This is a genomic window from Virgibacillus oceani, assembly GCF_014638995.1.
Taxonomy (GTDB): domain Bacteria; phylum Bacillota; class Bacilli; order Bacillales; family Amphibacillaceae; genus Virgibacillus_E; species Virgibacillus_E oceani.
The window spans coordinates 1-24,920 of sequence record NZ_BMFR01000014.1 but is presented as its reverse complement, the minus strand read 5'-3'; the positions used below and the strand labels follow the sequence as shown (position 1 = coordinate 24,920).

At 38.6% G+C, this 24,920-nt stretch carries 24 protein-coding genes and 1 tRNA gene; 22 read left to right on the top strand and 3 right to left on the bottom strand.

What is annotated here, in order from left to right:
- The first annotated feature begins 72 nt into the window (after positions 1–72).
- From IEV74_RS14720 to IEV74_RS14690, 7 genes are all read left to right on the top strand, one after another.
- Positions 73–1,662, top strand: a complete 1,590-nt coding sequence (locus IEV74_RS14720; RefSeq protein WP_188456141.1) for a putative polysaccharide biosynthesis protein — start codon at positions 73–75, stop codon at positions 1,660–1,662.
- Positions 1,659–3,107, top strand: a complete 1,449-nt coding sequence (gene yabN / locus IEV74_RS14715) for a bifunctional methyltransferase/pyrophosphohydrolase YabN (RefSeq protein ID WP_188456140.1) — start codon at positions 1,659–1,661, stop codon at positions 3,105–3,107. The genes IEV74_RS14720 and yabN overlap by 4 nt, the downstream gene beginning before the upstream one ends.
- Positions 3,108–3,112: 5 nt before the next feature.
- A complete protein-coding gene (locus IEV74_RS14710) occupies positions 3,113–3,373 on the top strand; it encodes an RNA-binding S4 domain-containing protein (protein ID WP_188456139.1) in 261 nt (86 codons plus the stop codon).
- A gap of 59 nt (positions 3,374–3,432) precedes the next feature.
- Positions 3,433–3,735 carry a sporulation protein YabP gene (yabP, locus tag IEV74_RS14705; RefSeq protein ID WP_188456138.1) on the top strand — a complete coding sequence of 101 codons (303 nt, stop codon included), beginning with the start codon at positions 3,433–3,435 and terminating at the stop codon, positions 3,733–3,735.
- The gene (yabQ, locus tag IEV74_RS14700) at positions 3,732–4,331 is read left to right on the top strand and encodes a spore cortex biosynthesis protein YabQ (RefSeq protein ID WP_188456137.1); all 600 of its coding nucleotides are present in this window, start codon (positions 3,732–3,734) and stop codon (positions 4,329–4,331) included. Before yabP ends, yabQ begins: the two co-directional genes overlap by 4 nt.
- Positions 4,332–4,337: 6 nt before the next feature.
- Positions 4,338–4,718: an FtsB family cell division protein gene (locus tag IEV74_RS14695; RefSeq protein ID WP_188456136.1), complete on the top strand. Its 381-nt coding sequence runs from the start codon at positions 4,338–4,340 to the stop codon at positions 4,716–4,718.
- 73 nt (positions 4,719–4,791) lie between these two features.
- Positions 4,792–5,175: a S1 domain-containing RNA-binding protein gene (locus IEV74_RS14690; protein WP_099158886.1), complete on the top strand. Its 384-nt coding sequence runs from the start codon at positions 4,792–4,794 to the stop codon at positions 5,173–5,175.
- A gap of 259 nt (positions 5,176–5,434) precedes the next feature.
- Here the strand turns inward: IEV74_RS14690 and IEV74_RS14685 are convergent.
- From IEV74_RS14685 to IEV74_RS14675, 3 genes are all read right to left on the bottom strand, one after another.
- Positions 5,435–5,508 (bottom strand) — tRNA-Met (locus IEV74_RS14685).
- A 175-nt stretch (positions 5,509–5,683) separates the two neighbouring features.
- A complete protein-coding gene (locus tag IEV74_RS14680) occupies positions 5,684–7,237 on the bottom strand; it encodes a DHA2 family efflux MFS transporter permease subunit (RefSeq protein WP_308419003.1) in 1,554 nt (517 codons plus the stop codon).
- Positions 7,227–7,679, bottom strand: a complete 453-nt coding sequence (locus IEV74_RS14675; protein ID WP_188456134.1) for a MarR family winged helix-turn-helix transcriptional regulator — start codon at positions 7,677–7,679, stop codon at positions 7,227–7,229. The genes IEV74_RS14680 and IEV74_RS14675 overlap by 11 nt, the downstream gene beginning before the upstream one ends.
- 455 nt (positions 7,680–8,134) lie before the next feature.
- On the opposite strand from IEV74_RS14675, the gene spoIIE reads away from it, so the two are divergent.
- From spoIIE to lysS, 15 genes are all read left to right on the top strand, one after another.
- A complete protein-coding gene (spoIIE, locus tag IEV74_RS14670) occupies positions 8,135–10,585 on the top strand; it encodes a stage II sporulation protein E (RefSeq protein WP_188456133.1) in 2,451 nt (816 codons plus the stop codon).
- Positions 10,586–11,018: 433 nt separating this feature from the next.
- Positions 11,019–11,759: a vWA domain-containing protein gene (locus IEV74_RS14665; RefSeq protein ID WP_188456132.1), complete on the top strand. Its 741-nt coding sequence runs from the start codon at positions 11,019–11,021 to the stop codon at positions 11,757–11,759.
- Positions 11,722–12,666 carry a serine/threonine protein kinase PrkT gene (prkT, locus tag IEV74_RS14660; protein ID WP_188456131.1) on the top strand — a complete coding sequence of 315 codons (945 nt, stop codon included), beginning with the start codon at positions 11,722–11,724 and terminating at the stop codon, positions 12,664–12,666. Before IEV74_RS14665 ends, prkT begins: the two co-directional genes overlap by 38 nt.
- A gap of 58 nt (positions 12,667–12,724) precedes the next feature.
- Positions 12,725–14,119 (top strand): tRNA lysidine(34) synthetase TilS, encoded by a 1,395-nt coding sequence (gene tilS / locus IEV74_RS14655; RefSeq protein ID WP_188456130.1) that lies wholly within the window; start codon positions 12,725–12,727, stop codon positions 14,117–14,119.
- An 11-nt stretch (positions 14,120–14,130) separates the two neighbouring features.
- Positions 14,131–14,679 carry a hypoxanthine phosphoribosyltransferase gene (hpt, locus tag IEV74_RS14650; RefSeq protein WP_188456129.1) on the top strand — a complete coding sequence of 183 codons (549 nt, stop codon included), beginning with the start codon at positions 14,131–14,133 and terminating at the stop codon, positions 14,677–14,679.
- A gap of 221 nt (positions 14,680–14,900) precedes the next feature.
- The gene (gene ftsH, locus IEV74_RS14645) at positions 14,901–16,922 is read left to right on the top strand and encodes an ATP-dependent zinc metalloprotease FtsH (RefSeq protein WP_188456128.1); all 2,022 of its coding nucleotides are present in this window, start codon (positions 14,901–14,903) and stop codon (positions 16,920–16,922) included.
- 122 nt (positions 16,923–17,044) lie between these two features.
- Positions 17,045–17,827, top strand: coding sequence for a type III pantothenate kinase (locus IEV74_RS14640; protein WP_188456127.1), 783 nt, complete (start codon positions 17,045–17,047; stop codon positions 17,825–17,827).
- Between the two features lie 21 nt (positions 17,828–17,848).
- A complete protein-coding gene (hslO, locus tag IEV74_RS14635; protein WP_188456126.1) occupies positions 17,849–18,730 on the top strand; it encodes an Hsp33 family molecular chaperone HslO in 882 nt (293 codons plus the stop codon).
- 14 nt (positions 18,731–18,744) lie between these two features.
- Positions 18,745–19,644 (top strand): peptidylprolyl isomerase, encoded by a 900-nt coding sequence (locus tag IEV74_RS14630; protein ID WP_188456125.1) that lies wholly within the window; start codon positions 18,745–18,747, stop codon positions 19,642–19,644.
- A gap of 145 nt (positions 19,645–19,789) precedes the next feature.
- The gene (gene cysK / locus IEV74_RS14625) at positions 19,790–20,716 is read left to right on the top strand and encodes a cysteine synthase A (RefSeq protein ID WP_188456124.1); all 927 of its coding nucleotides are present in this window, start codon (positions 19,790–19,792) and stop codon (positions 20,714–20,716) included.
- Positions 20,717–20,930: 214 nt separating this feature from the next.
- Positions 20,931–21,758: a dihydropteroate synthase gene (gene folP / locus IEV74_RS14620; RefSeq protein WP_188456123.1), complete on the top strand. Its 828-nt coding sequence runs from the start codon at positions 20,931–20,933 to the stop codon at positions 21,756–21,758.
- On the top strand, positions 21,759–22,124 hold the full coding sequence (folB, locus tag IEV74_RS14615; protein WP_188456122.1) for a dihydroneopterin aldolase: 366 nt from the start codon (positions 21,759–21,761) through the stop codon (positions 22,122–22,124). It begins immediately after the preceding gene.
- Positions 22,121–22,633 carry a 2-amino-4-hydroxy-6-hydroxymethyldihydropteridine diphosphokinase gene (folK, locus tag IEV74_RS14610; protein WP_188456121.1) on the top strand — a complete coding sequence of 171 codons (513 nt, stop codon included), beginning with the start codon at positions 22,121–22,123 and terminating at the stop codon, positions 22,631–22,633. The genes folB and folK overlap by 4 nt, the downstream gene beginning before the upstream one ends.
- Positions 22,603–22,827, top strand: coding sequence for a helix-turn-helix domain-containing protein (locus tag IEV74_RS14605; RefSeq protein WP_188456120.1), 225 nt, complete (start codon positions 22,603–22,605; stop codon positions 22,825–22,827). Before folK ends, IEV74_RS14605 begins: the two co-directional genes overlap by 31 nt.
- A 181-nt stretch (positions 22,828–23,008) precedes the next feature.
- Positions 23,009–24,490: a lysine--tRNA ligase gene (lysS, locus tag IEV74_RS14600; RefSeq protein ID WP_188456119.1), complete on the top strand. Its 1,482-nt coding sequence runs from the start codon at positions 23,009–23,011 to the stop codon at positions 24,488–24,490.
- The last annotated feature ends 430 nt before the right edge of the window (positions 24,491–24,920 follow it).

The following is a 24,920-nucleotide window of genomic DNA, read 5'->3' as shown; positions in this document are numbered from 1 at the left end:
TTCGTTCAAGCTCCGTTCCCATATATGCTATAATGAAATAAAATTTTTTATTGGCTAAGAAAGGCGTTTGACATGGATGGAAACGAATCAAACAAGTTAGTAAAAGGTGCCTTGCTGCTGACATTAGCAGGACTAATAAGTAAGGTCTTAAGTGCTGGTTACCGGATACCACTGCAAAATCTGACTGGTGATATTGGGTTCTATATATATCAGCAAGTGTATCCCATCCTTGGTATGGCATTGGTTTTATCTCTTTATGGATTTCCATCTGCTATATCGAAAATGATGGCAGATTTAAAAGTGCAGGGCATAAATCCCTCACTCAGAAACTTTTATGTACCTATTTTCTCTATTTTATGTTGTATAAACGGTGCACTATTTATTTTTCTATTGTTTAATGCAGACTTTATCGCTGTTTGGGTGGGAGATGAAAACCTTAAGGGAATATACCGGTTTGCCGCCTTTTTATTCTTATTCATTCCTTTTTCCGCGGTATTACGAGGAGGTTTACAAGGGAACAATTATATGAAGCCAACAGCTTATTCACAGGTTGGGGAACAGCTGGCTCGTGTTTGTATTATCATTTTTGCTGCTGTATTTATCTCCGTCCAGGGTGAAAGGTTATATAGTGTAGGACAAGCAGCAGTAGTCGCATCAATTTTAGGTGCCATTACGGCTATCTTGATTCTTAGTCTATTTTTTATAAAAAATAAACCATACACAAATGATCTAAGTACGATTCCATGGAATTATTATGTGCGAACACTTTTGACGCTAGGTATAGTGGCAGCCCTTAACCATATGGTCTTGTTAGCTATTCAATTTGCGGATGCCTTTACATTAGTGCCAAGTCTAAGAGAATATGGCTTATCACAACTAGAATCAATGGAAGCGAAAGGAGTTTTTGATAGAGGGCAGCCTTTAATCCAGCTGGGAACTGTAATAGGTTCATCATTTGCTTTAGCACTGATCCCAACCATTTCAAGGGAAAAGCTGCAAAGGGATCATGAGACGATTTACCATTACATTCGCAGTGCCTTACATTTTAGTCTATATTTGGCGATTGGTGCTACAATCGGCTTAATATTAATTTTTCCAGAAGCCAATACGCTGCTATTTGAAAATGGTAAAGGAACAACTAGCTTGCGAATCCTGGTAATGGCAATTTTGCTTTGTTCAGTTGCTATTACGGGGGCTTCTATTTTACAAGGACTTGGGTACATAAAACGGACAGCAGCTTTTATTCTTATTGCTATATTTGTAAAATGGATATTAAATCAATTGATTGTACCGTTCTTGGGAATAACAGGTGGTGCGTTGGCAACAGTTCTCAGCCTGCTTGTTCTTTCGATATTGGTCATACTGGAACTTGAAAGAAAATTGCCCGGTTTACGTTACCTTGAACAAATTAAATGGCGGTCCCTTTTCATTGCTTGTGGCACTATGACGATATATATATGGGTGATGGACCATTTATTCTCTATTGCAAACCTGTCATCTCGCATTGAATTATTAGTTTATGTTATGTTTATCGCAATAACAGGTGCAGCTGTCTATATTCTATTATTGATTAAATGTGGTGCATTTTCGGAAAGAGAATTATCTATGCTGCCATTTGCAGCATTCTTCATTCGATTGCATAGAGGGAGGAACAAGAAATGAGCAGAGAAATCCAAGTTTTGGGATTAGGTGCAGGTGATATTAACCAGCTCCCTCTTGGAGTTTATAAAAAATTAACTGACACCAAAAACACGATTTATGTACGTACCCTGGACCACCCAGTAGTCAAAACATTGGAACGTGAAGGGATTAAATTTGAATCCTATGACAATATCTATGTGGCACAGGATCAATTTGCCGGTGTCTATCAGAGCATTGTTGAAGATTTACTAGAGAAAGCTAGACAATCAACAATTATTTATGCTGTACCAGGCCATCCTATGCTTGCTGAAAAAACGGTTCAGCTTTTACTGGAGCAAAACGAAATAGCTGTGGAAATTAGTGGTGGACAGAGCTATTTGGATGCCCTTTTTACAACATTAAAAATAGACCCTATTGATGGGTTCCAATTTGTTGATGGAACATCATTCAAGCGCAGCCAGCTCGAATTTAGGCAACACTTAGTATTTTGTCAGGTTTATGACCGTTTTATTGCCTCTGAAGTAAAGCTTGCTCTATTAGAGGATCTACCAGCAGATTATCCTATAATGATTGTCGAAGCAGCTGGAAGTGTGCAGGAAAAGGTTACAAAAGTACCATTGGAAGAGTTAGATCATTCGTTAGAGATTAGTAATTTAACTAGTGTGTATGTTCCACCTGTTAATGCCAGTCAGCTTAACCATAAATTTGCGCGTCTCAGGGAGGTAATTGCACAGCTGCGCGGACCAAATGGCTGTCCGTGGGATCGGGCGCAAACCCACGAAACCCTTAGAGAATATGCTGTAGAAGAGGTATATGAGCTTATCGACGCTATTGACGAACAGGATGATGAAGGAATTGTGGAGGAACTAGGAGATATTCTTCTGCAAGTAATGCTGCATAGCCAAATTGGCGAGGACAATGGTTATTTTATGGTCGACGACGTTATCAAATCGATTACTGAAAAAATGATTCACCGTCATCCGCATGTGTTCAGCGACACAACGGTAGAATCTGTTGACGATGTTTATCAAAACTGGAATAAGCTTAAACAGGAAGAAAAAGGTGATAAACGGAAATCTGTTCTGGACGGTGTTCCCAAAAGCCTGTCAGCCCTTGCAAGAGCAGCTAAGCTGCAGCACAAGGCGGCAAAAACAGGCTTTCAGTGGGATGATGTAAAAGATGTGTGGGATAAGCTTGCTGAAGAGCTGGAGGAAGTTAAAGAAGCAATTTCAGACAAAGAGATAGATGAGATTGAATCCGAGTTAGGTGACGTTCTATTTGTACTAGCGAATATATCAAGGTATTATAAAATAAACCCGGAAGTTGCTTTAAACCGAACCAATCGAAAATTCATTTCCCGTTTTTCGTATATCGAAGAAAAATTAGATGAACTCGGAAAAGATATAAATGAAGTGCCATTAGAGGAAATGGATTATTATTGGAATCAAGCTAAAAGAAATGAGTGATACAATTGCGCTTAGATAAGTTTTTAAAGGTATCTCGTTTAATTAAACGCCGAACACTAGCAAAAGAGGTTGCAGATCAGGGACGCATAACAATAAATGGCAATCAGGCTAAGGCTTCTTCAACGGTAGAAGCAGGTGATGAGCTAGTAATTAAATTTGGCCAGAAACTAGTAACCGTTGAAGTAAACAATTTACGAGAAACCGTGAGGAAAGATGAAGCTGAAACGTTATACAAGGTTCTAAAAGAAGAAAAAATTAATAGCTAGAACTGTTCTATACTTGTCCCTCCTTTCATAAAGTAATAATGATAAGGAGGGCGATGCATATGAATAATTATTATGAGAAAGAAACGGTAAATCGTGTTCAGCAGGACCATTATGTTAAAATTAATAATCGAAAAAACTTAGAGATTACTGGTGTTAAGGAAGTAGACAGCTTTGACAATGAGGAATTTCTATTAGAAACCGTTATGGGCTATTTAATTGTTCGCGGCCAAAATCTCCAATTAAAAAATTTAGATGTTGGTGATGGTTTGGTTACAATTAAAGGGAAAATCTATGAGCTTTCCTATGTGGATGAACACCAGCAGGAGAAAGCTAAAGGGTTCTTTAGCAAGCTATTTAGATGACACTCAGCGTACAATTTATGACCATGATTGCCATGGTTTTGGCCGGTTTTTATTTGGGAATAATACAGGATACGTACAGGCGCTTCACAAGGCATTGGAAAGGTAAAGTTTTTTTAACGTACTTTATTGAGGTATTGTTCTGGCTTTCACAGACATTGATTCTTTTTTATGTATTGTTTCGTGTTAATGCAGGAGAGTTAAGGTTTTATGTTTTTCTTGCATGTTTATTGGGATTTGCAGCATATCAAGCCCTTGCAGCTAACTTGTACAAGCGGTTGCTGGAACGTGTTATCAAAATAGTGTTAGTATGTTTACGTTTTATAAAGAAATTAGTTCAAATGATTATTATTAATCCTATTAAATTTGTGATACAGACCTTAATTACGGTTATTTTGTTTATTGGCCATGTTCTTGTTACTATTTTACTGTTTATCCTTAAGCTTCTCTATACACCGCTAAAATGGGTTTTTATGACAATTTACCGATTCCTGCCAAAAAAAATTCAAAACTTTTTACACAAATTAGCAGGTTTTTATAGTACAATGAAGAATATATGTATTAAATGGTTAAAGTATTTTAAATTTAAGAGGAGGTAGCCATTAGTGTCTACAAAGAAAAAAACGGTAACAAGATTAGATTCGAATTATATGCAGCAATATGATGCACATATAGAAAGACAAAAGAAGAAGAAAAAGCGTTTAATTCGCCGTCTTGTGTTATTTTCTATAGTAGCAGTCCTTGCTATTGGCAGTATGGCTACATATCATGTGAAGCAGCGTGCTCTTCACGCTGAGAAAAAGGGCCAGTATGAACAGCTTCAGGACGAGCTTGCCTCTTTAAAAAAGCAGGAAGAGAATTATCGTGAGGAAATTAACTTGCTGGAAGATGAAGAATATGTTTTAGAGATAGCCAGGACGAACTATTTCTTCTCCAAAGAAGGGGAATTAATCTTTAAAATCCCTGATGAAGATCCCTCTTATTGACACCCTTTTATATGCTTAGCTATAATATATTAGTACTATATATTGAAAAATTTTAAGGAGGAGCATTTTTTTTATGTCAATCGAAGTAGGCAGCAAGCTGCAGGGAAAGGTAACTGGTATCACTAATTTTGGGGCTTTTGTAGAGCTTGGGGAAGGAAAAACTGGCCTTGTCCATATTAGTGAGGTTGCCGACAACTATGTTAAAGACATTAATGAACACTTAACCGTTGGTGATGAAGTATTGGTTAAAGTGATCAATGTCGAAAAAGATGGCAAAATTGGATTATCGATCAAGAAAGCGAAGGATAAGCCAGTACGCCAAAGAAACAATCGTGATCGCGGTGAATCTTTTGAATCTAAAATGAATAAATTTCTAAAGGATTCAGAGGACCGTTTAGCCTCTTTGAAGAAGCACACAGAATCCAAACGTGGAGGTCGAGGTGCTAAAAGAGGATAGCAACTGCTGTCTATAGACGATGCTCTATAATCATAAATGTAAAAGCAGGTACCCACTTTTATAGCGGGTGCCTGCTTTTGTTGTAAATGTATCGTTATTAGTATGGAATCCGAATAATCAGTCGCCACCAGTTAGGACGGTAACTTCTATAAACTAAAGAACCTGCTGGAATGTTCTCAGGCAGGTTCTTGTCAATTGCAAGATAACAGATTATGTTACCAATCAGCATAACATATTTTGGTTATCTTTTACTTTTGGATAGCGGCGGAGGGGATCGAACCCACGACCTCACGGGTATGAACCGTACGCTCTCGCCAGCTGAGCTACGCCGCCAAAATCAGTCACAAAAAGTATCATACAACAGTGATAGATTTGTGTCAATAGAATTAATCTTTTTTGTAATTTTTAATCAATGGAAAAGTGCCGCCTACTATGGAGACAGCACTTTCTAGTTCATGGATGACAACAACCGAATCAGATAAAGGCAAAGCCTGTTTGGTGTTTACTTTCACCCATTTTGTGGTTTTGCTTCATGGGTAACATGAACTTTCCCTTGTTCCTCTGTTTCGCGACTTCTTTCCTGATTATATGCATCGTCCTCAGCATCAGGCTTTGTACGTTTAATGAAGAACGATAGTATAAAGCCAAAAATAGCAAATACGGTGGCAACCATAAATGAATCGTTTATTCCTTCAATGGTTGCAAGTCCTTTGATCACTGCAAATTCCTGTTCACTGGGCATCCCCGTTTTTGGCATGAAATCAGCAATATGATCAGCTGCACGGTTACTCATTACGGTTATTAAGAAGGCAGTACCAATAGCACCTGATAGCTGTCTAAGTGTATTGGCCATTGCAGTACCGTGTGAATATAAACGTCTCGGTAATTGGTTTAATCCCGCTGTCATAATTGGCATCATGATCATGGAAATACCGACCATTCTAGCTGTGTACAACAACATCATAAACGTATACGTTGTTGAATCTGTTAAATCCGTAAAAAAGTAGGTTGTTACAGCAGTAATTCCTAAACCAAGCAATGCTAATGGTCGAGCACCAATTTTATCGAAAAGTTTCCCGGTAATTGGTGACATTATACCAGAGACTATCGCACCAGGTAATAATAACAATCCTGATTCCATTGGTGTAAATCCTCTGACATCCTGTAAATATAGTGGTATCAACAGCATAGCTGCAAACATTGCCATCGTTACGACAACGTTTATAACAGTCGTTAGTGAAAACATACTATATTTGAAAACACGAAATTCCAGCATTGGTGTTTTAATTCGCAGTTGTCTAAATACAAAAATGATCATTGTAACAGCACCGACAGCTAAAGTTGTGAGTACAATCGGATCTGACCAGCCGTCCTGACCAGCAGCACTAAATCCGTAAAGTAATCCACCAAATGCAATTGTAGATAAAATAATGGATGCTATATCAACTTTTGGATTTGATAGTTTGGTAACATTCCGTAAAAGGAAGTATGCTAGAATAACGTCAATAATAGCAATTGGCAATACAATAAAAAATAGTAAACGCCATGAAAATGTTTGTACAATCCACCCAGATAAAGTTGGACCAATTGCAGGTGCCGCCATCATTGCTAGACCAATTAACCCCATTGCACCTCCACGTTTTTCAATCGGGAATAGACTGAGGATTACATTCGTTAATAATGGCATCATAATACCTGCTCCAGCAGCTTGAATAACTCTGCCAATTAAAATAAGAGTGAAGCCTGGTGCTATACCACAAATGAGTGTACCTACAGCAAATAGTGACATAGCCACTAAAAATAATTTCCTGGTTGAGAACTTTTCCATTAAAAAAGCAGTAATTGGAATTAAAATACCATTTACTAGCATAAATATTGTTGTTAACCATTGAGCTGTGGTCATGTCTATTTTTAAATCTTCCATCATTACTGGCAATGCGACATTCATAAGCGTTTGGTTTAAAATCGCTACAAAGGCTCCAAGTACCATTACAAATATAATAGGACCTTTTGGCACTTTTGAAGCATCAATATATGCTGATCTAGTTGTACTATCTAACACGTTCATCATCTCCGGTAATCTTGATTTTTTCTTTGATTAATTGATGGTATTCAATTAACTTTTTTACATCGTCTTCGCTTATCTCATTAAGTTTTGCGAGGCGTTGCATAAACATTGCATGTGCTTCCTTCCTTTTTTCTTCCCCAAGAGGCGTCAAATTCAAAATGATTACGCGTCTGTCCTCAGTTGAGCGTTCTCGCTTAACATAATCTGCCTTGACCAGACGATCAACTGTGCTGCTAACAGTACTTTTACCCGCGCTCATTTTTTTTGTGAGGCTCAGCAAACTTAAATCAGGTTCTTCAGATAAAATTTTAAGTATTTGCAGCTGAACGATTGTTACACCTAACTCGTTTGCATGTTGCCACATTTGTTTATAAAAGAAACGATTAACCTCTCGAAATGAGAAAATAATGTCTCGGATTTTTTTATCGGAATCCATGTAATATCCCCTTTAAACAAAAATAGTTCACACACGAACAATTCGCATAAGAACCATTATATGAAAATGCAGCTTATAATGCAAGAGTTTTTTTCAAAATTGCTATAAAAGCTGATTAACATGGAATGAAATTGGCACGCACACCGCGTACATATGGCGGTCAATTGATGTTCACTGTCTAAAAATTGATTTGTCCAACATTCGAGTATTCTTGATAGAAATGAACAACAAATTTAATTTATATAACGTAAAGCTTTGGATGGAAAATATAGTAATTAACAGGCTATTAGCCAGTAGATACGTGATTTTACAAAATGGTAGAATACGTTGCTAATTGTAGAAAAACCGCTTGTCCAACAAAAGTAAGTCGAACGATTTTATGAATATGCTCTCTTGTTTTGACAAAAAAAGGGCACATAATGTGGTTTAATAACTCAGGAGAGGGAGTGGTTTAGATGATGGATTCAATTCCAGGAGTAGAATCGAAAGCGTTTGGAAGAGAGCAGCATGATATGAGTAAGTTCCGCAGAAAAATCAATTCCACAGCCAGGGCAATTATGCTTGAAAAAGGCTGGTTATTTTTTATTGTCGGCTTTCTATTAGGACGAGCTGTTATCCTATCCGTTGTATCCCCGTTTGCTGTAGCATTTTTGGCAACAATATGGATTGTACATAAGGAAAAGTCAGCTAAAGTAATGCTAGCTGTACTTGCGGGTGCTTGTACATATTCCTTCAATCAAGGCGTATTTGCTGCACTTGCAATGATTGTCTTTATATTTCTTGCCGGCTTGTTTAAAAATGCAAAAAATCAACAAATTATTATTCCACTGTTTGTATTCCTATCCACCATAGCACCACGATTGTTTCTATATTCGATAACGGATCAGCTCACATCTTATGAATGGATGCTTTTATTTGTAGAGGGAGTTCTTGGCACTGTACTTGTACTGATATTTATGCAAAGCATTCCATTATTATCACCAAAAAGATATAAACCTACATTAAAAAATGAAGAAATTGTTTGTATGATCATTCTGCTTGCTTCTATCTTGACTGGGACAATTGGGTGGGACATATATGATGCTTCTATTGAACAGGTTCTTTCGCGTTATTTTGTATTACTTCTTGCATTTATTGGCGGAGCTGCTGTTGGGTCTACGGTTGGTGTTGTGGCAGGATTAATTTTGTCACTAGCAAATGTAGCCAATTTGTATCAAATGAGTCTGCTGGCATTTTCCGGACTGTTAGGTGGGCTGCTAAAGGAAGGCAAGAAAATGGGAGTAAGTGTAGGGCTATTGGTTGGGACGTTTTTGGTCGGATTCTATGAAGGCGCTTCCACATTATTCCCATCTATAATCGAATCATCTATTGCAATTTTATTTTTCTTTCTTACTCCTGCTAGCTTTTTTAAAAAGCTTTCCCGTTACATTCCTGGTACGGAAGAATACACAAACGAGCAGGAACAATATTTGCAAAAGGTACGAAATGTCACAGCAAAGCGGGTCGAACAATTTTCAGATGTATTTGAGGCATTATCGAAAAGCTTTTCATCGAATGAAGAATTTCCACAGGAAGATATGGATCGGAAGCGGGAAACGGACTACTTTTTAAGTCAGGTCACCGAAAAAACGTGCCAAACCTGCTTTATGAAAGACCGATGCTGGCAGCAGCAATTTGATAAAACGTATTCATTAATGGAAAACATGAAAGATGATCTTGTTGATGAACGTGAACCTAATCGCAAGCTGATGCGCGATTTTGAAAACCATTGTGTCAAATCCAAAAAGGTAGTAGATGTAATGAAAGAGGAAATGTCATTCTTCGAGGCAAATCAAAAGTTAAAAAAACAGGTGATGGAAAGCAAACGATTTGTAGCGGATCAGCTGCAAGGTGTATCAGAGGTAATGGAAAATTTCGCAAAGGAAATTTTAAAAGAAAGGCAGCATCACGAGAACCAGGAGATTCAAATTGTTAATGCATTAAAGCACATGGGAATAGATTTAGAGAAATTAGACATTTACAGATTGGATAAAGGAAATGTAGATATCGAAATGACCGTCTCTTTTTATGATTATCATGGGGAGGGTCCAAAGTTAATTGCCCCGGTGCTTTCTGATATTTTAAATGAAATGATCGTTGTGAAACAAGAAGAAATTTCACCTTTTCCAAATGGTTATTGCTATTTATCGTTTGGTTCTGCCAAAGAATTTGTGATTGAAACAGGTGTAGCTAACGCTGCAAAAGGCGGCGGGCTCATCTCTGGTGATAGTTATACAACGATTGAACTAGGTGCTGGGAAATACGCAATGGCGATTAGTGATGGTATGGGTAATGGGAAACGGGCACACGAAGAGAGCAATGAGACGTTACGATTGCTCCAGCAAATCCTGCAGACAGGTATTCCGGAAAAGGTTGCTATTAAATCGATAAACTCCATTTTATCACTACGTTCAACAGATGAAATGTATGCAACGCTGGATCTTGCGGTAATCAATTTGCATAATGCGTCTGTAAGGTTTTTGAAGATTGGTTCAACGCCTAGCTTTATTAAACGCGGTGAGGAAATGCTAAAGGTAGAGGCTAGTAATTTGCCTATGGGGATTATTCAGGAATTTGACGTCGATATTGTCAGTGAACAATTGAAGTCAGAGGATATATTGATCATGATGAGTGATGGAATATTTGATGGACCGAAGCATGTTGAAAATACGGACGTGTGGTTAAAGCGAAAAATTCGGGAAATGAAAACAGACGATCCACAGGAAATGGCTGATTTATTATTAGAAGAAGTCATCCGTACCAGGTCTGGTGCAATAGTTGATGATATGACAGTCATGGTAGCTAAAGTTACAAAAAATTCACCACAATGGGCAGCTGTTCCTGTATATGAAGGAAAGGCTCAGTGAATCTTTCTAGCGTTTGAGCTTTCGTGTCTAGTTGCGCGAGGGCTAGCAACTCCTGCCATAGTCAATTGGCATTCCGAGCGCCAACCCCAGCGCTCTCAAGCCCCTTGACTATGGCCTCCGTCGCTGGGCAAGCCCGCTGCACTTTTCCATGTTTAGCTTCGGCTCCTAGAAGCTGCCGTCATAAGCAATGGACACTTCAAGCGCTAAACCCCTGCGCCTTACGGTCCCTTGCTAGTGTTTTAGCTTTCGTGTCTAGTTGCGCGAGGGCTAGCGACTCCTGCCATAGTCAATTGGCATTCCGAGCGCCAACCCCAGCGCTCTGCAGCCCCTTGACTATGGCCTCCGTCGCTGGGCAAGCCCGCTGCACTTTTCCATGTATACATTTTCGTCATTTTGGTGATGATGGTAGTGGATTAGTTGGGAGGTAGTTTTTGTGAAAAAAGGGACGTTGAAGCAGATTTTGCTGATTACGGATGGCTGTTCAAATAAGGGGGAAGATCCTGCGGCAACAGCGGCAATTGCATATCAGCAAGGGATAACCGTAAATGTAATTGGAATCTTAGATGATGATCAGACAGAAGAACCAGAGGGGTTGCATGAAGTAGAGGATATTGCACTTTCGGGTGGCGGAGTAAGTCAGCTTGTTTATAAACAGTCGTTATCACAGACTGTTCAAATGGTGACTAAACAGGCAATGACACAGACGCTACAAGGATTTGTTAATCAGGAATTGAAACAAATTTTAGGACCAAAGCAATCGATGGAAGATTTAGATCCGGAAAAACGCGGCGAGATAATGGAAGTGGTTGAGGATTTAGGTGAGACCTGTGATTTAGAGGTACTCGTTCTTGTTGATACAAGTGCTAGTATGCATGATAAATTACCAACTGTTAAGGAAGCATTAATTGATCTATCTATTAGTTTGAATGCTCGTATTGGCAGAAATCGGTTTTGTATTTATAGTTTCCCGGGTAAACGGAAGGATATACAAAAAGTATTCGATTGGTCACCTAAACTTGATGCTATTTCATCCATATTTCCAAAGCTTACAAGTGGCGGAATAACACCAACCGGACCAGCAATTCGTGAAGCAATGTACCAATTTGGCAAAAAGAGCTTGCTAAGGAGCTTGAGGGATGAAGATGAACCAAACGTGGAAGAAGCAGGATATTGAACTTAAACCAGGTATGAGTATTAGCGGTAAATGGCATAAGCGGTCGTTTATCATTAAGCGCAAATTAGGCAGCGGTGCTATTGGTTCAGTATTTTTATGCACCTGCAGTGGTAAGGAATACGCTTTGAAAATCAGCGATAATAGTACATCGATGACGATGGAAGTAAATGTGTTAAAGTCTTTGCAAAAGGTCCAAGGAAATCGTCTTGGGCCTTCTTTGTTCGATGTTGATGATTGGATTACCCCGCGTGGAACAAAATATTCCTTCTATGTTATGGAATATGTAAAAGGCGAAACAATGGGCAGCTATATTAAAAGAAATGGTAATGCGTGGGTAGGTGTATTTATGCTTCAGCTTCTTGACGACCTGGAGCGTCTGCATCAAGCTGGATGGGTGTTTGGTGATCTAAAAGCGGAGAACCTTCTAGTGCTTGCTTCACCACCAAGAGTTCGATTTATTGACGTTGGCGGCACAACTCAAAAGGGAAGGGCAATTAAAGAATACACCGAATTCTACGACCGTGGCTATTGGGGAATGGGTTCAAGGCGTGCTGAACCAAGCTATGATTTATTTGCATTTGTTATGGTATTCATAAATTTGTATTTTCCAAAACGGTTTGACAAAGGACCGAATGGGGAAAGGACCCTTTATGCAAAGCTAAAGGAAGTGAGAGCGTTAAGGGTGTTTAGTCCATGCCTTATCAAGGCAATCCAGGGAAAATATCAATCTAGTGCACAAATGAAAAATGAAATAGCAGGTTTGATGTATCAAGCACAAAGAACAAATTCCGCTAAACGGACAGCTTATACGAGAAAGGCAAAAACGAAAAGTCCCGTAATTGTTGAGACAAATGCTATTTTCTTACTGGCATTATTTTATTATTTGTCATCATTATTGGTGCCTTAACGGGTGGCGAATATGTTACGATTATAATGTTACAAACTTTAAATAGGGATGGCACAAAATGAGACAATCTGTAATTTCATTTATCCAAAAGCACAAATTATTATCGCCGCACAAAACGATTTTAGTCGGGGTTTCGGGTGGCCCGGATTCTATGGCACTGCTGCATTTTCTTTGTTCAATTCAAAACGATTGGGGCTTGAAAATTGTTGCCGTTGCAATTGACCATCAATTAAGGGGTGACGAATCAAGAGGAGATATAGATTACGTTAAATTAATGTGTGAAAAGTGGAATATTGATTTTTATGGAACCTCGGTGGATGTTCCATCGTATAAGATAGATAGGCAAGTTGGAACAGAGCTTGCAGCGCGTGAATTACGTTATGGAGTTTTCGCGGAACAGATGAAAAAATACAATGCTGATTACTTAGCACTTGGGCACCATGGTGATGACCAGGTTGAGACAATGTTAATGGGAATTACTCGTTATGCTAACTCAAGAGCACTGGGTGGCATTCCGGTAAAACGTAATTTTTCAACAGGTAAAATAATTCGACCGCTTTTATGTGTATCGAGGATGGAAATTGAAAGGTATTGCTCCAGGAATCATATTATTCCGAGAAGAGATTCTTCCAATGAAGAGACGGATTTTACTAGAAATTATTTTCGGAAGTATATCGTTCCATTACTAAAAGAGCAAAACCGGAATATACATACTACTGTGCAGCATTTAAGTGAGTCGCTACAGGATGACGAACAATTTTTAATGAAGGAAGCACATAATCTATTCAAAAAGGTAATACTAACAGATGAAAAAAACAATAGAGCTTCATTGGAAATTAGTGAATTTGAAACATATTGCCGTGCTTTACAAAGGCGAGTCTATCATCTAATATTAAATTATCTATATGATGAATTGCCAAACCATTTATCGTATATGCATGAGGAGCAGTTCTTTGCATTATTAAAATCTAATAAGGCCAACGCACGAATAGATTTCCCGCACGGTCTGATCGTGGAAAAGTCATACCAAAGACTGAACTTTTACTTTTCCAACCATGATCAAAAGCTATATCCCTTTCATAAAACAATCACGTTACCCGGTAAAACAGATTTGCCAAACGGATCGAAATTAATGGCTATTCATACGGAAGATCCAGAGGCACAATCTGAACGAAATTACTTATGTGGAGTCGATCAAGTTGACCTGCCGTTACATATTAGGACACGTCGTGCAGGCGACCGGATGCGCTGGGCGGGGTTAAACGGAAGTAAAAAAGTTAAAGATATATTTATTGATGCAAAAATTCCAGTAAACGAACGGGATAAATGGCCAATAGTTACCGATAATAATGGAGAAATCTTATGGCTTATAGGTTTGAAAAAAGGAACACCAGCGAGAAAGACCAAAAGCACCTCATTTATTCAATTATACTATGATAACGGCAATCTGTAGGAGGAACCAAAATGCATCACGATATTGAAAAAGTACTAATATCTAAAGAAGAAATTGCAAAAAAATGCTCTGAGATTGGAAAACAGCTTACTGAAGAGTATGACGGCAAATTCCCATTAGCAATTGGTGTGTTAAAAGGTGCAATGCCTTTCATGTCAGATGTTCTAAGATACACTGAAACCCACTTGGAAATGGACTTTATGGATGTATCAAGCTACGGTGGCGGCATGCGTTCATCCGGCGAGGTGAAAATTGTTAAAGATTTAGACACAAAAGTAGAAGGCCGCGATTTATTAATTATTGAAGACATAATTGATAGTGGGTTAACATTAAGTTATCTGGTTGATTTATTTAAATATCGTAAAGCAAGATCAATCAAAATTGTAACACTATTAGATAAGCCATCTGGAAGAACGGCAAACATTAAAGCAGATCTCATTGGCTTTCAAGTTCCGAATGAGTTTGTCGTAGGGTATGGATTGGATTATCAGGAGAAATATCGGAATTTACCATACATAGGTGTGTTGAAGCCAAAGATTTATGGTGGGGAAGAAGCGTAAGGCAAAAATCGTTACGGTCAGATTAGGTGGCGGTAAATGAATAGGATGAAATAGGCTCATGTATTAACTCGCTAGCATTCTGACAGATATATCAGCATTTTTCCATCATTGATAAATTTGCAGGCAGAATTATTTTAAAATATAAGTGGAATTAGTTGTATTGCAACTTTTTCTTATGGTACTATGTACTATAGTTTTTCCCGCTTGGGAGGAGGTAGGCAATGAACCGATTATTTCGGAATGTGATCTTTTATTTCCTTATATTTCTAGTCATTATTGGCGTTATAGGAGTATTTAAAGGACAAAATGATCAAGCAGAACAATTCAATGTAGAACAATTTATGCAACATTTAAATAATGGTGAAATCGAAGAAATGACGATGCAGCCAGCTAATAAAATCATGCGAATTACTGGTACGCTTGAGGAAGATGATAAGCAATTTATCGCACAGGTTCCCGATAACACAGAAATCATCGCTAATATTACAGATATAGCAAATGAACAAAGTGTGCTAAAGGTAGAACAAGAGGAACAGCCAAGCGGATGGGTTACCTTTTTAACAACGATGATTCCATTTATCATTATTGCGTTATTTTTCTTCTTTATACTTAGTCAATCACAGGGCGGCGGCGGTCGCGTAATGAATTTTGGCAAGAGTAAAGCTAAAATGTACAGTGAAGAGAAGAAAAAGGTACGTTTTAAGGACGTTGCAGGAGCTGACGAAGAAAAGCAAGAGCTTGTTGAAGTTGTTGACTTTCTGAAGGATCCCCGCAAGTTCGCACAAATCGGTGCGCGTATCCCTAAGGGTGTGCTATTAGTAGGACCTCCAGGAACAGGTAAAACATTACTGGCAAGAGCGGTTGCTGGGGAAGCAGGTACGCCATTCTTCTCTATTAGTGGTTCCGACTTCGTTGAAATGTTTGTAGGTGTTGGGGCTTCACGTGTACGTGACTTGTTTGAGAATGCGAAGAAAAATGCACCTTGTATTATATTTATTGATGAAATAGATGCGGTTGGGCGTCAGCGTGGTGCCGGTCTTGGCGGCGGACACGATGAACGTGAGCAAACGCTGAACCAATTGCTTGTTGAAATGGATGGGTTCGGTGCAAATGAAGGTATCATCATAATTGCCGCAACCAACCGTCCAGATATTCTTGATCCGGCATTGCTGCGTCCTGGACGTTTTGACCGTCAAATTACGGTTGACCGACCAGATGTTAAAGGCCGTGAAGAAGTATTAAAAGTACATGCACAAAATAAACCGATCGATGCAACTGTCGATTTGAAAACAATTGCACTTCGGACACCTGGATTTTCCGGTGCCGATTTGGAAAACCTGTTAAACGAAGCAGCATTAGTAGCAGCTCGTCAGGATAAAAAGACAATTGAAATGCTTGATGTAGATGAAGCAATTGATCGCGTCATTGCAGGTCCAGCTAAGAAAAGCAGGGTTATTTCTAAAAAAGAGCGAAACATTGTTGCATACCATGAAAGTGGCCACACTGTTATAGGTATGGTGTTAGATGATGCAGATATGGTTCATAAGGTTACTATAGTTCCACGTGGCCAAGCTGGTGGTTATGCTGTAATGCTTCCTAAAGAAGACCGTTACTTCATGACAAAACCAGAGTTATTTGATAAAATTACTGGCCTTTTAGGTGGACGTGTAGCCGAGGAAATCATTTTTGGGGAAGTAAGTACTGGAGCTTCCAATGACTTCCAGCGCGCAACAAATATAGCAAATAAAATGATTACCGAATACGGTATGAGTGATAAAATCGGTCCGCTTCAATTCAGCAGCGGCGGCGGAGGCAACGTCTTCCTGGGTCGTGACATTCAGAACGATCAAAACTATAGTGATGCCATCGCACATGATATTGATACAGAAATGCAGAATTTCATTAACTATTGTTATGACCGTGCTAAAACGATTCTTACAGAGAACAAGGAAAAGTTAGAATTGATTGCACAAACCTTACTTGAAGTAGAAACGCTTGATGCGAAACAAATTAAAGGATTGTTTGAAGATGGAAAACTTCCGGATCCAGAAGAATTAGATGAAAAAAACAATAAATCAGTTAATCTTGATGAAGATAACGATTTACGTGTTAACATCAATTCGAAAAAAGATGACGATGAAGTTCCTGAAACATATGAAGAAGCAAAAGAAAAGTCAGAACAACAGTTAAAAGAAGACATTAACGAAGCTAAAGACTTCGCTGATGATGATAAGAAAGAATAACTGGAATGGAATAAACAGCCTCTCATGAAAATGGGAGGTTGTTTTTGTGTAAAGGCACTTATGGTATAGTATAGAATAGAAAAATTCGTAACTATTATTTTCGGCAGAAAGGTTGATTTAGGATGCTATTTGTACTCGACGTGGGAAATACGAATACAGTTTTAGGTGTGTTTGAAAAAGATCAATTAAAGCATGAGTGGCGGATAAAAACGGATCGATATAAAACAGAAGATGAATTTGGCATGCTGATAAAATCACTATTGGATCATAAAGGCATTGCATTATCAGATATAAATGGCATTATTATTTCATCTGTTGTTCCCCCAATTATGTTTGCATTGGAAAAGATGTGTACAATATATTTTGATCAAAAGCCATTAATTATTGGTAAAGACACTGTCCATTCATTCCTAAAAATGGGCTACCCAAACCCGAAAGAAATCGGTGCTGACCGTGTTGTGAATGCAGTCGGCGCAATTGCAGAATACGGTGCCCCGTTAATCGTAATTGATTTTGGTACTGCCACAACGTATTGTTATATTAATGAAAAGCAAGAATACAAAGGCGGATCGATTGCACCGGGTATTCATATTTCCATGGAGGCCTTATACAGCAAAGCATCTAAGCTGCCAAAAATAGAGATTCAGGCACCGGATAGTGTGGTTGGCTCATCAACAGTCGAAGCAATGCAGTCCGGTGTGTTTTATGGATATGTTGGACAGGTAGATGGGATTGTCCATCGTATCAAACAGGAATCGGAAATAGAACCAAAAGTTATTGCTACTGGCGGACTAGCATCATTAATTTCGGATGCTTCCCAAACAATTGATCACGTAGACAAATATCTGACATTAAAAGGGTTATATTTAATTTATAAGAAAAATATGCAGTTAAAGAATGAATAGTATAAAGGAGTAGGTTTCAGCATGAATGATTACTTAGTAAAAGCTACAATATTTAATGGCATGGTACGCGCCTATGCTATTACCTCAACAGATACAGTAGAGGAAGCACGGAGAAGACAGGACACTTATGCGACTGCCTCTGCGGCATTGGGAAGAACAATCACAATAACTACGATGATGGGGGCAATGTTAAAAGGCACCGATTCGTTGACGGTTAAAGTGGAAGGGAATGGTCCAATCGGGGCAATTGTTGCGGATGCTGATGCTTATGGCAATGTTCGCGGATACGTGACAAACCCCCATGTAGACTTTGATTTAAATGATCGCGGTAAATTGGATGTTGCCAAAGCTGTTGGAACAGATGGAAGTTTAAGTGTTGTAAAGGATTTGGGTCTGAAGGATTATTTTACTGGACAAGTCCCAATTGTATCGGGTGAAATTAGCGAGGATTTCACCTATTATTTCGCTAATTCTGAGCAAGTGCCATCAGCTGTTGGTGCTGGTGTGCTTGTTAATCCAGATCATTCTATCTTAGCTGCAGGAGGATTTATCGTTCAGGTTATGCCCGGAGCTGACGAAGAGGTAATTGGGCAGCTGGAGGATCGAATCCAGTCATTTCCGGCAATATCTGGCCTTATACGCGAAGGAAACTCCCCTGAGCATATTTTAGAGCGCCTGTTTGGATCAGAAGAAATTAAATTTCATGAAAAGATGGAAGTGACATTTAAATGCAAATGCTCTAAAGAACGTTTTGAAAAAGCGATTGTTGGACTGGGAAATGATGAAATTCAGCAAATGATTGATGAAGATCACGGTGCAGAAGCGGTCTGCCATTTTTGTAATGAGACATATACGTTCACAGAAGAAGAATTAGAAAACCTGAAGAAGCACAATGAACAATAGGGAAGGAGCTGCTTATGTCTAAAAAATTGCTCTTAAGTGTAATAGTCGTATTGCTCATTACAAATGTTGCAACATTGTTATTTTGGAATAAAGACGATGAAAAGATAGTCGTTGATGAAGGCAATGCAAAAATTGACGCAAAAAAACCAGTTGCAACTATAGAAGGACAGGAAATTTCCTACAAAGATTGGATGGATAAACTCAGGGAGGCACATGGACAAAACCAGTTGGAAAAAATGATTGATCACGAAATCGTAACACAGCTTGCTGAAAAAAATAATATTGAAGTTAGTGAAAAGGTAATCGATCGTGAACTATCCTTGCTAACAGGCATGCAAGGTCCAATGTCAGAAGAGGAAGCAGAAAAAAAGGCAAAGAAATGGCGTAAGGATGTTATATATCGTTATCAGCTGGCGTCACTGCTGACAATGGATACCTCGGTCCCGGAAGAAGAGATGAGGACATACTTTAACGATTACCAAAATCAGTATAACTTTACTGCTTCGCTAAAATTATCACATATTATCGTCCCGGACTTTGATACTGCGGAAAAGGTAGAAAAGGAGTTAGACAAAGGTGCTTCATTTCAGCTGCTTGCTCAGGAATATTCCATTGATGAGGATACGAAGAAGGACGGCGGATATCTAGGCTATTTTACAAACAACAGTCAGTTTCTTCCGACAGGATACCGTGAAACAGCGTTAGAAATGAAAGAGCGTTCCTATAGTGAACCATTTAAAAGTGATACAGGTATTGCGATAATCTATCTCCATGCCAAGCTTCCGGATATTGAATTTACTTATGATGAGATAAAGCCGTATATTGAAAGTGAATTAGCTCTAGAGGAACAGAAGCAATCATTATCGGCAAAAGCCCTTTGGGACAAGCTGGATGTTGAATGGATTTATGAATAGAGATTTCACTATTATGGCTGCGAACAAATTAACCACAAGCCTAAAAAAACAAGCCTAATTGATGGGAATTGTTTGACATTTCGGCAGTAAAAACGTACATTATAATTAAATCCTATAAAAGTACTTGGAATTGGAGGGGAATAGTATGAGAGTTGCTGAAAATATTGCAGGATTGGTTGGTCAAACCCCAATTGTAAAACTGAACCATGCTGCCGACAAAGATAGTGCCGATGTTTATTTGAAACTGGAGTTTATGAATCCCGGGAGCTCTGTAAAAGATCGTATTGCGATGTCAATGATTGAAGCGGCGGAAGAAGCAGGTATTTTAAAAGAAGGCGATACGATTATTGAGCCGACAAGCGGCAATACAGGTATTGGTCTGGCAATGATTAGTGCTGCAAAGGGTTATAAAACGGTTATCGTTATGCCGGACACAATGAGTAAAGAGCGCCGCAATTTATTACGTGCATATGGTGCAGAATTGGTATTAACCCCAGGTGCAGACGGTATGAAAGGTGCCATTAAAAAAGCAGAGGAATTAAAAGAAGAAAACGGTTATTTCATGCCGCAGCAATTTAACAATCAAGCAAATCCAGAAGTACATGCCCGTACGACTGGTAAAGAAATTGCTGAGCAAATGAAAGACGGGCTTGATGCATTTGTTTCTGGAATAGGTACGGGTGGAACCATTACCGGTGCCGGAAAAGTATTAAAGGAACATTTTGATGATATAACGATTTATGCTGTTGAACCAGAGGATTCCGCTATATTATCTGGCGGAAGCCCCGGCCCCCATAAAATACAGGGACTTGGAGCGGGTTTTGTGCCTAAGGTTCTGGATACAGACGTATATGATGAGGTAGTACGTGTATCGAACGATGAAGCTTTTGCTGCTTCACGTGAAGCAGCAAAAGCAGATGGTATCTTGGGTGGTATATCATCTGGCGCTGCAATTGCCGCGGCAAAAAAGATTGCAAAAAAATTAGGAAAAGGTAAAACTGTTCTAGCGGTTCTGCCTGATAATGGAGAACGTTATTTATCCACACCGTTGTATCAATTTGACGAAGAATAAACAGAAAAAAACTGGGACCTGTTCTATCGGTGCCAGTTTTTTTGTTTAGGAAACTTAAAATTTGATTGCTGTAGGTAATTGAATTACCACATCAGTCACGTCCAGCTCCAGCGCTTTTTTTCCTGTTATTTTACCTTTTCCAGTGACTCTTCCGCTTTTAGCTTTGCTATGATACGATAATAAACGAATAATTGAACTGGAAGAAGGAAAGATTATGCCAGCGATTTTAATGACAAGGTCTAAACAATATAACTTATCTAACCGCACGCATATTATGGGGATTTTAAATGTAACACCTGATTCTTTTTCTGATGGCGGTGAGTATACATCACTCGAAAAAGCAATTAAACAAGCAAAGGCTATGGAAAAACAGGGTGCAGATATCATTGATATTGGCGGTGAGTCAACAAGGCCCAATCACGAACCAGTATCATTAGATGAAGAGTTAAGCCGGGTAATTCCTGTTATAGAAGCTATAAAAAAAGAGGTCCAGGTGCCGCTTTCGATTGACACGTACAAAGCAGAGGTAGCTAAACAAGCGATAGAAGCTGGCGCAGAAATTATTAATGATGTTTGGGGGGCAAAAAAGGAACCCAATATTGTATCTGTAGCTGCGGAATACAATGTACCAATCATCTTAATGCACAATCGGACAAATATGGATTACACATCAATCATTGAAAATATGAAAGCTGATTTCAAGGAGAGTATCGATATCGCTTTGAACGCAGGTGTATCCAAAACGAATATTATTCTTGACCCAGGTATTGGTTTTGCAAAGACAGCTCACGATAATTTAGTTGTCATGAATAACCTTGAAAAATTTAATGATTTGGGTTATCCAATACTATTGGCAACGTCCAGGAAGAGGTTTATTGGAAGTGTACTGGATCTTCCGCCAGCAGAACGCGATAACGGAACTGGCGCGACTACCTGTTTAGGAATTACCAAGGGCGCGCAAATTGTTCGAGTCCATAATGTGAGGTTAAATGCGGAATTAGCAAAAATGATGGACGCTATGTTAGGAAAAGAGGAAAGTTAAATGGATAAAATACTTATGAACCAAATGGAATTCTACGGTTACCATGGCCTTTTTCCTGAAGAGAATAAATTGGGGCAAAGGTTCTACGTAGATGTTGAACTTATGACCGATTTAAAAAAGGCTGGTAAATCTGATAATATGGCTGATTCCATTGATTATGGACATGTTTACGAATTAGTGAAAGAGGTTACAGAAGGGGAATCAAAAAATCTAGTTGAAACGGTTGCTGAGTCTATAGCTGATAGCCTCTTATCCACCTTCACTAACCTATCAGCCTGTACAGTAAAAGTCACAAAGCCGGACCCGCCAATACCAGGCCACTACCAATCAGTTGCTGTAGAAATTTTTAGGGAGAAATCTTTATGAAACATGTATACGTTGCATTAGGGAGTAATATTGAACCGAGATTCGAGCATTTAAACAGGGCAATAGATATGTTGAAAGAGCATGCTAAAATCACGGTTGTTAAAAATTCATCTATTTATGAAACAGCGCCGGTTGGTTATATAGAGCAAGCAGACTTTTTAAATATGGTTGTACAATTGGAAACATCGTTATCGCCAATTGAATTACTCGACTTTTGCCAATCAATTGAACATGAATTAGGAAGAAAAAGAGAAATTCGTTTCGGTCCTCGTACAATTGATCTTGATATTATAATTTATAATCAAAAAAATAGTAAAACAGAGCGGTTGACTATTCCGCACCCAAGAATGCATGAGAGAGCATTTGTTTTAATTCCATTAGCGGAAATTGAACCGCATTTATATATAGCCAATTGGAATAAAAGCGTGACGGACTTGATGAAAGAATTGTCGACTGAAGATATGAAGGATGTAACTAAATGGAGCCAAGACGGATTGGGAAAAGAATAAAAGCATTTCGTAAATTAAAAGGATATACGCAAATAGCATTTGCAAAAAAACTAGACGTTTCTATTGCCGTACTTGGGAATGTCGAGCGCGGGACAGAAGTGGCAGCGGATGATTTGCTGAATAAAATTGCCGATACACTATCTATCTCAAGGGAAGAATTAACGTTAGAGAATGAAGAAAATGGCATAGTGTAAATCGACATAAATGGTATCGTAAACACATTTTATTGACAGGCTATAATGCTTTTTTTATACTAATAAAGACACACCCTGCCAGTTCCAGCTGGCAGTTTTTTATTTATATATAACTTGGACTTATTTAATAGTTTGGGATTAGTTAAAATGATATATAAAATGAACAATTGGAGTGATGAAGGTGTCAGAAGAACTAAATGAACACATGCAGGTTCGAAGGGATAAATTAGAGGCATATAAAGAACAAGGCATTGATCCTTTTGGCGGGAAATTCGAACGCACTGATTTAGCGGATGCACTAATTGGGAAATACGATCAGTTTTCAAAGGAAGAATTAGAAGAGAAAACGGACACTGTTACGATTGCTGGAAGAATGATGACCAAACGCGGAAAGGGAAAAGCTGGATTTGCTCATCTCCAGGATTTGAGCGGACAAATCCAGATTTATGTTCGGAAGGATGCCATCGGTGAAGAGGCATATGAGATTTTTAAAACTACTGATTTAGGCGATATTGTTGGTGTAACAGGTGTAATGTTTAAAACAAAGGTTGGAGAGCTGTCTGTTAAAGCGACGAGATTCAGTTTGCTAACAAAATCATTGCGTCCATTACCTGAAAAATATCATGGGCTTAAAGATGTTGAGCAACGCTATCGCCAACGTTACTTGGATTTAATTACGAATTTAGATAGTAGAGAAACATTCGTATTGCGCAGTAAAATTATTCAATCTATGCGCCGTTATTTAGATGGACAAGGCTTCCTTGAAGTAGAAACACCAATGATGCATGGCATTCCAGGTGGTGCTGCTGCCCGGCCATTTGAAACACACCATAATGCATTGGATATTCCGCTATATATGCGTATTGCTATTGAATTACATCTAAAGCGCCTGATTGTTGGCGGATTAGAAAAAGTCTATGAAATTGGTCGCGTATTTCGTAATGAAGGTGTATCAACCAGGCATAATCCCGAGTTTACGATGATGGAGCTTTACGAAGCATATGCTGATTTTCATGACGTTATGTCCCTTACAGAGAACATGATTGCTCATATTGCAAAGGAAGTATTGGGCAAAACAACTATTATGTATGGAGATGAAGAAGTATCACTTGAGCCGGAGTGGAAAAGACTGCACATGGTTGATGCGGTAAAAGAATACACAGGTGCTGACTTCTGGAAAACAATGAGTGATGATGAGGCTAGAAGTTTAGCTAAAGAGCACGGTATTGAAATCAAAGAGGCCATGACATTTGGACATATTGTTAACGAATTTTTTGAGCAAAAAGTAGAAGAGAAATTAATTCAGCCTACATTTATTTATGGACATCCAGTGGAAATTTCTCCACTTGCAAAGAAAAACAAAGAAGATGCCAGGTTCACTGATCGCTTTGAACTGTTTATTGTTGGTCGTGAACATGCAAATGCATTTAGTGAATTAAACGATCCTATTGATCAGCGTGAACGTTTTGAAGCGCAAGTGAAAGAAAGAGAAACAGGAAATGATGAGGCACATTTAATGGATGAAGATTTTCTGGAATCGCTGGAATATGGTATGCCTCCAACAGGGGGACTAGGCATCGGGATTGATCGTCTCGTTATGCTATTAACCAATAGTCCTTCCATTCGCGATGTATTGTTGTTCCCGCAAATGCGTAATAAATAATGGATCTATTAATGTGATAGAAACTACATTATGCAACCCCTTTTCCGCTAGCTTTGTGGGAAAGGGGTTATTTCATATCTTTTATAAATAAGCTGATTAAAAACATGAAAAATTGGGAATATGTTAGTTACCATTTATTTCTTTGCATTTTCTCTTGCCATATGGAAATAATCATGGTAAATTAAATATCGTTGCTTAAGACAAGAAGCGGCAGCGATAAAAAACCTGAAAAAAGTTGTTGACTTCGATTGGTCGGCGTGGTATGATAATAAAGTCGCCAAAACGAGCGACAACAAACAAATTTGCTCTTTGAAAACTGAACAAAACAACCAGTATGTCAAGAAAAACATTCATGTTTTTCGAATAAAACGGATTAAAAGCAAATGATAGATTTTGTCTATTGTTAACCTTTTAACCCTGATTTAAATTT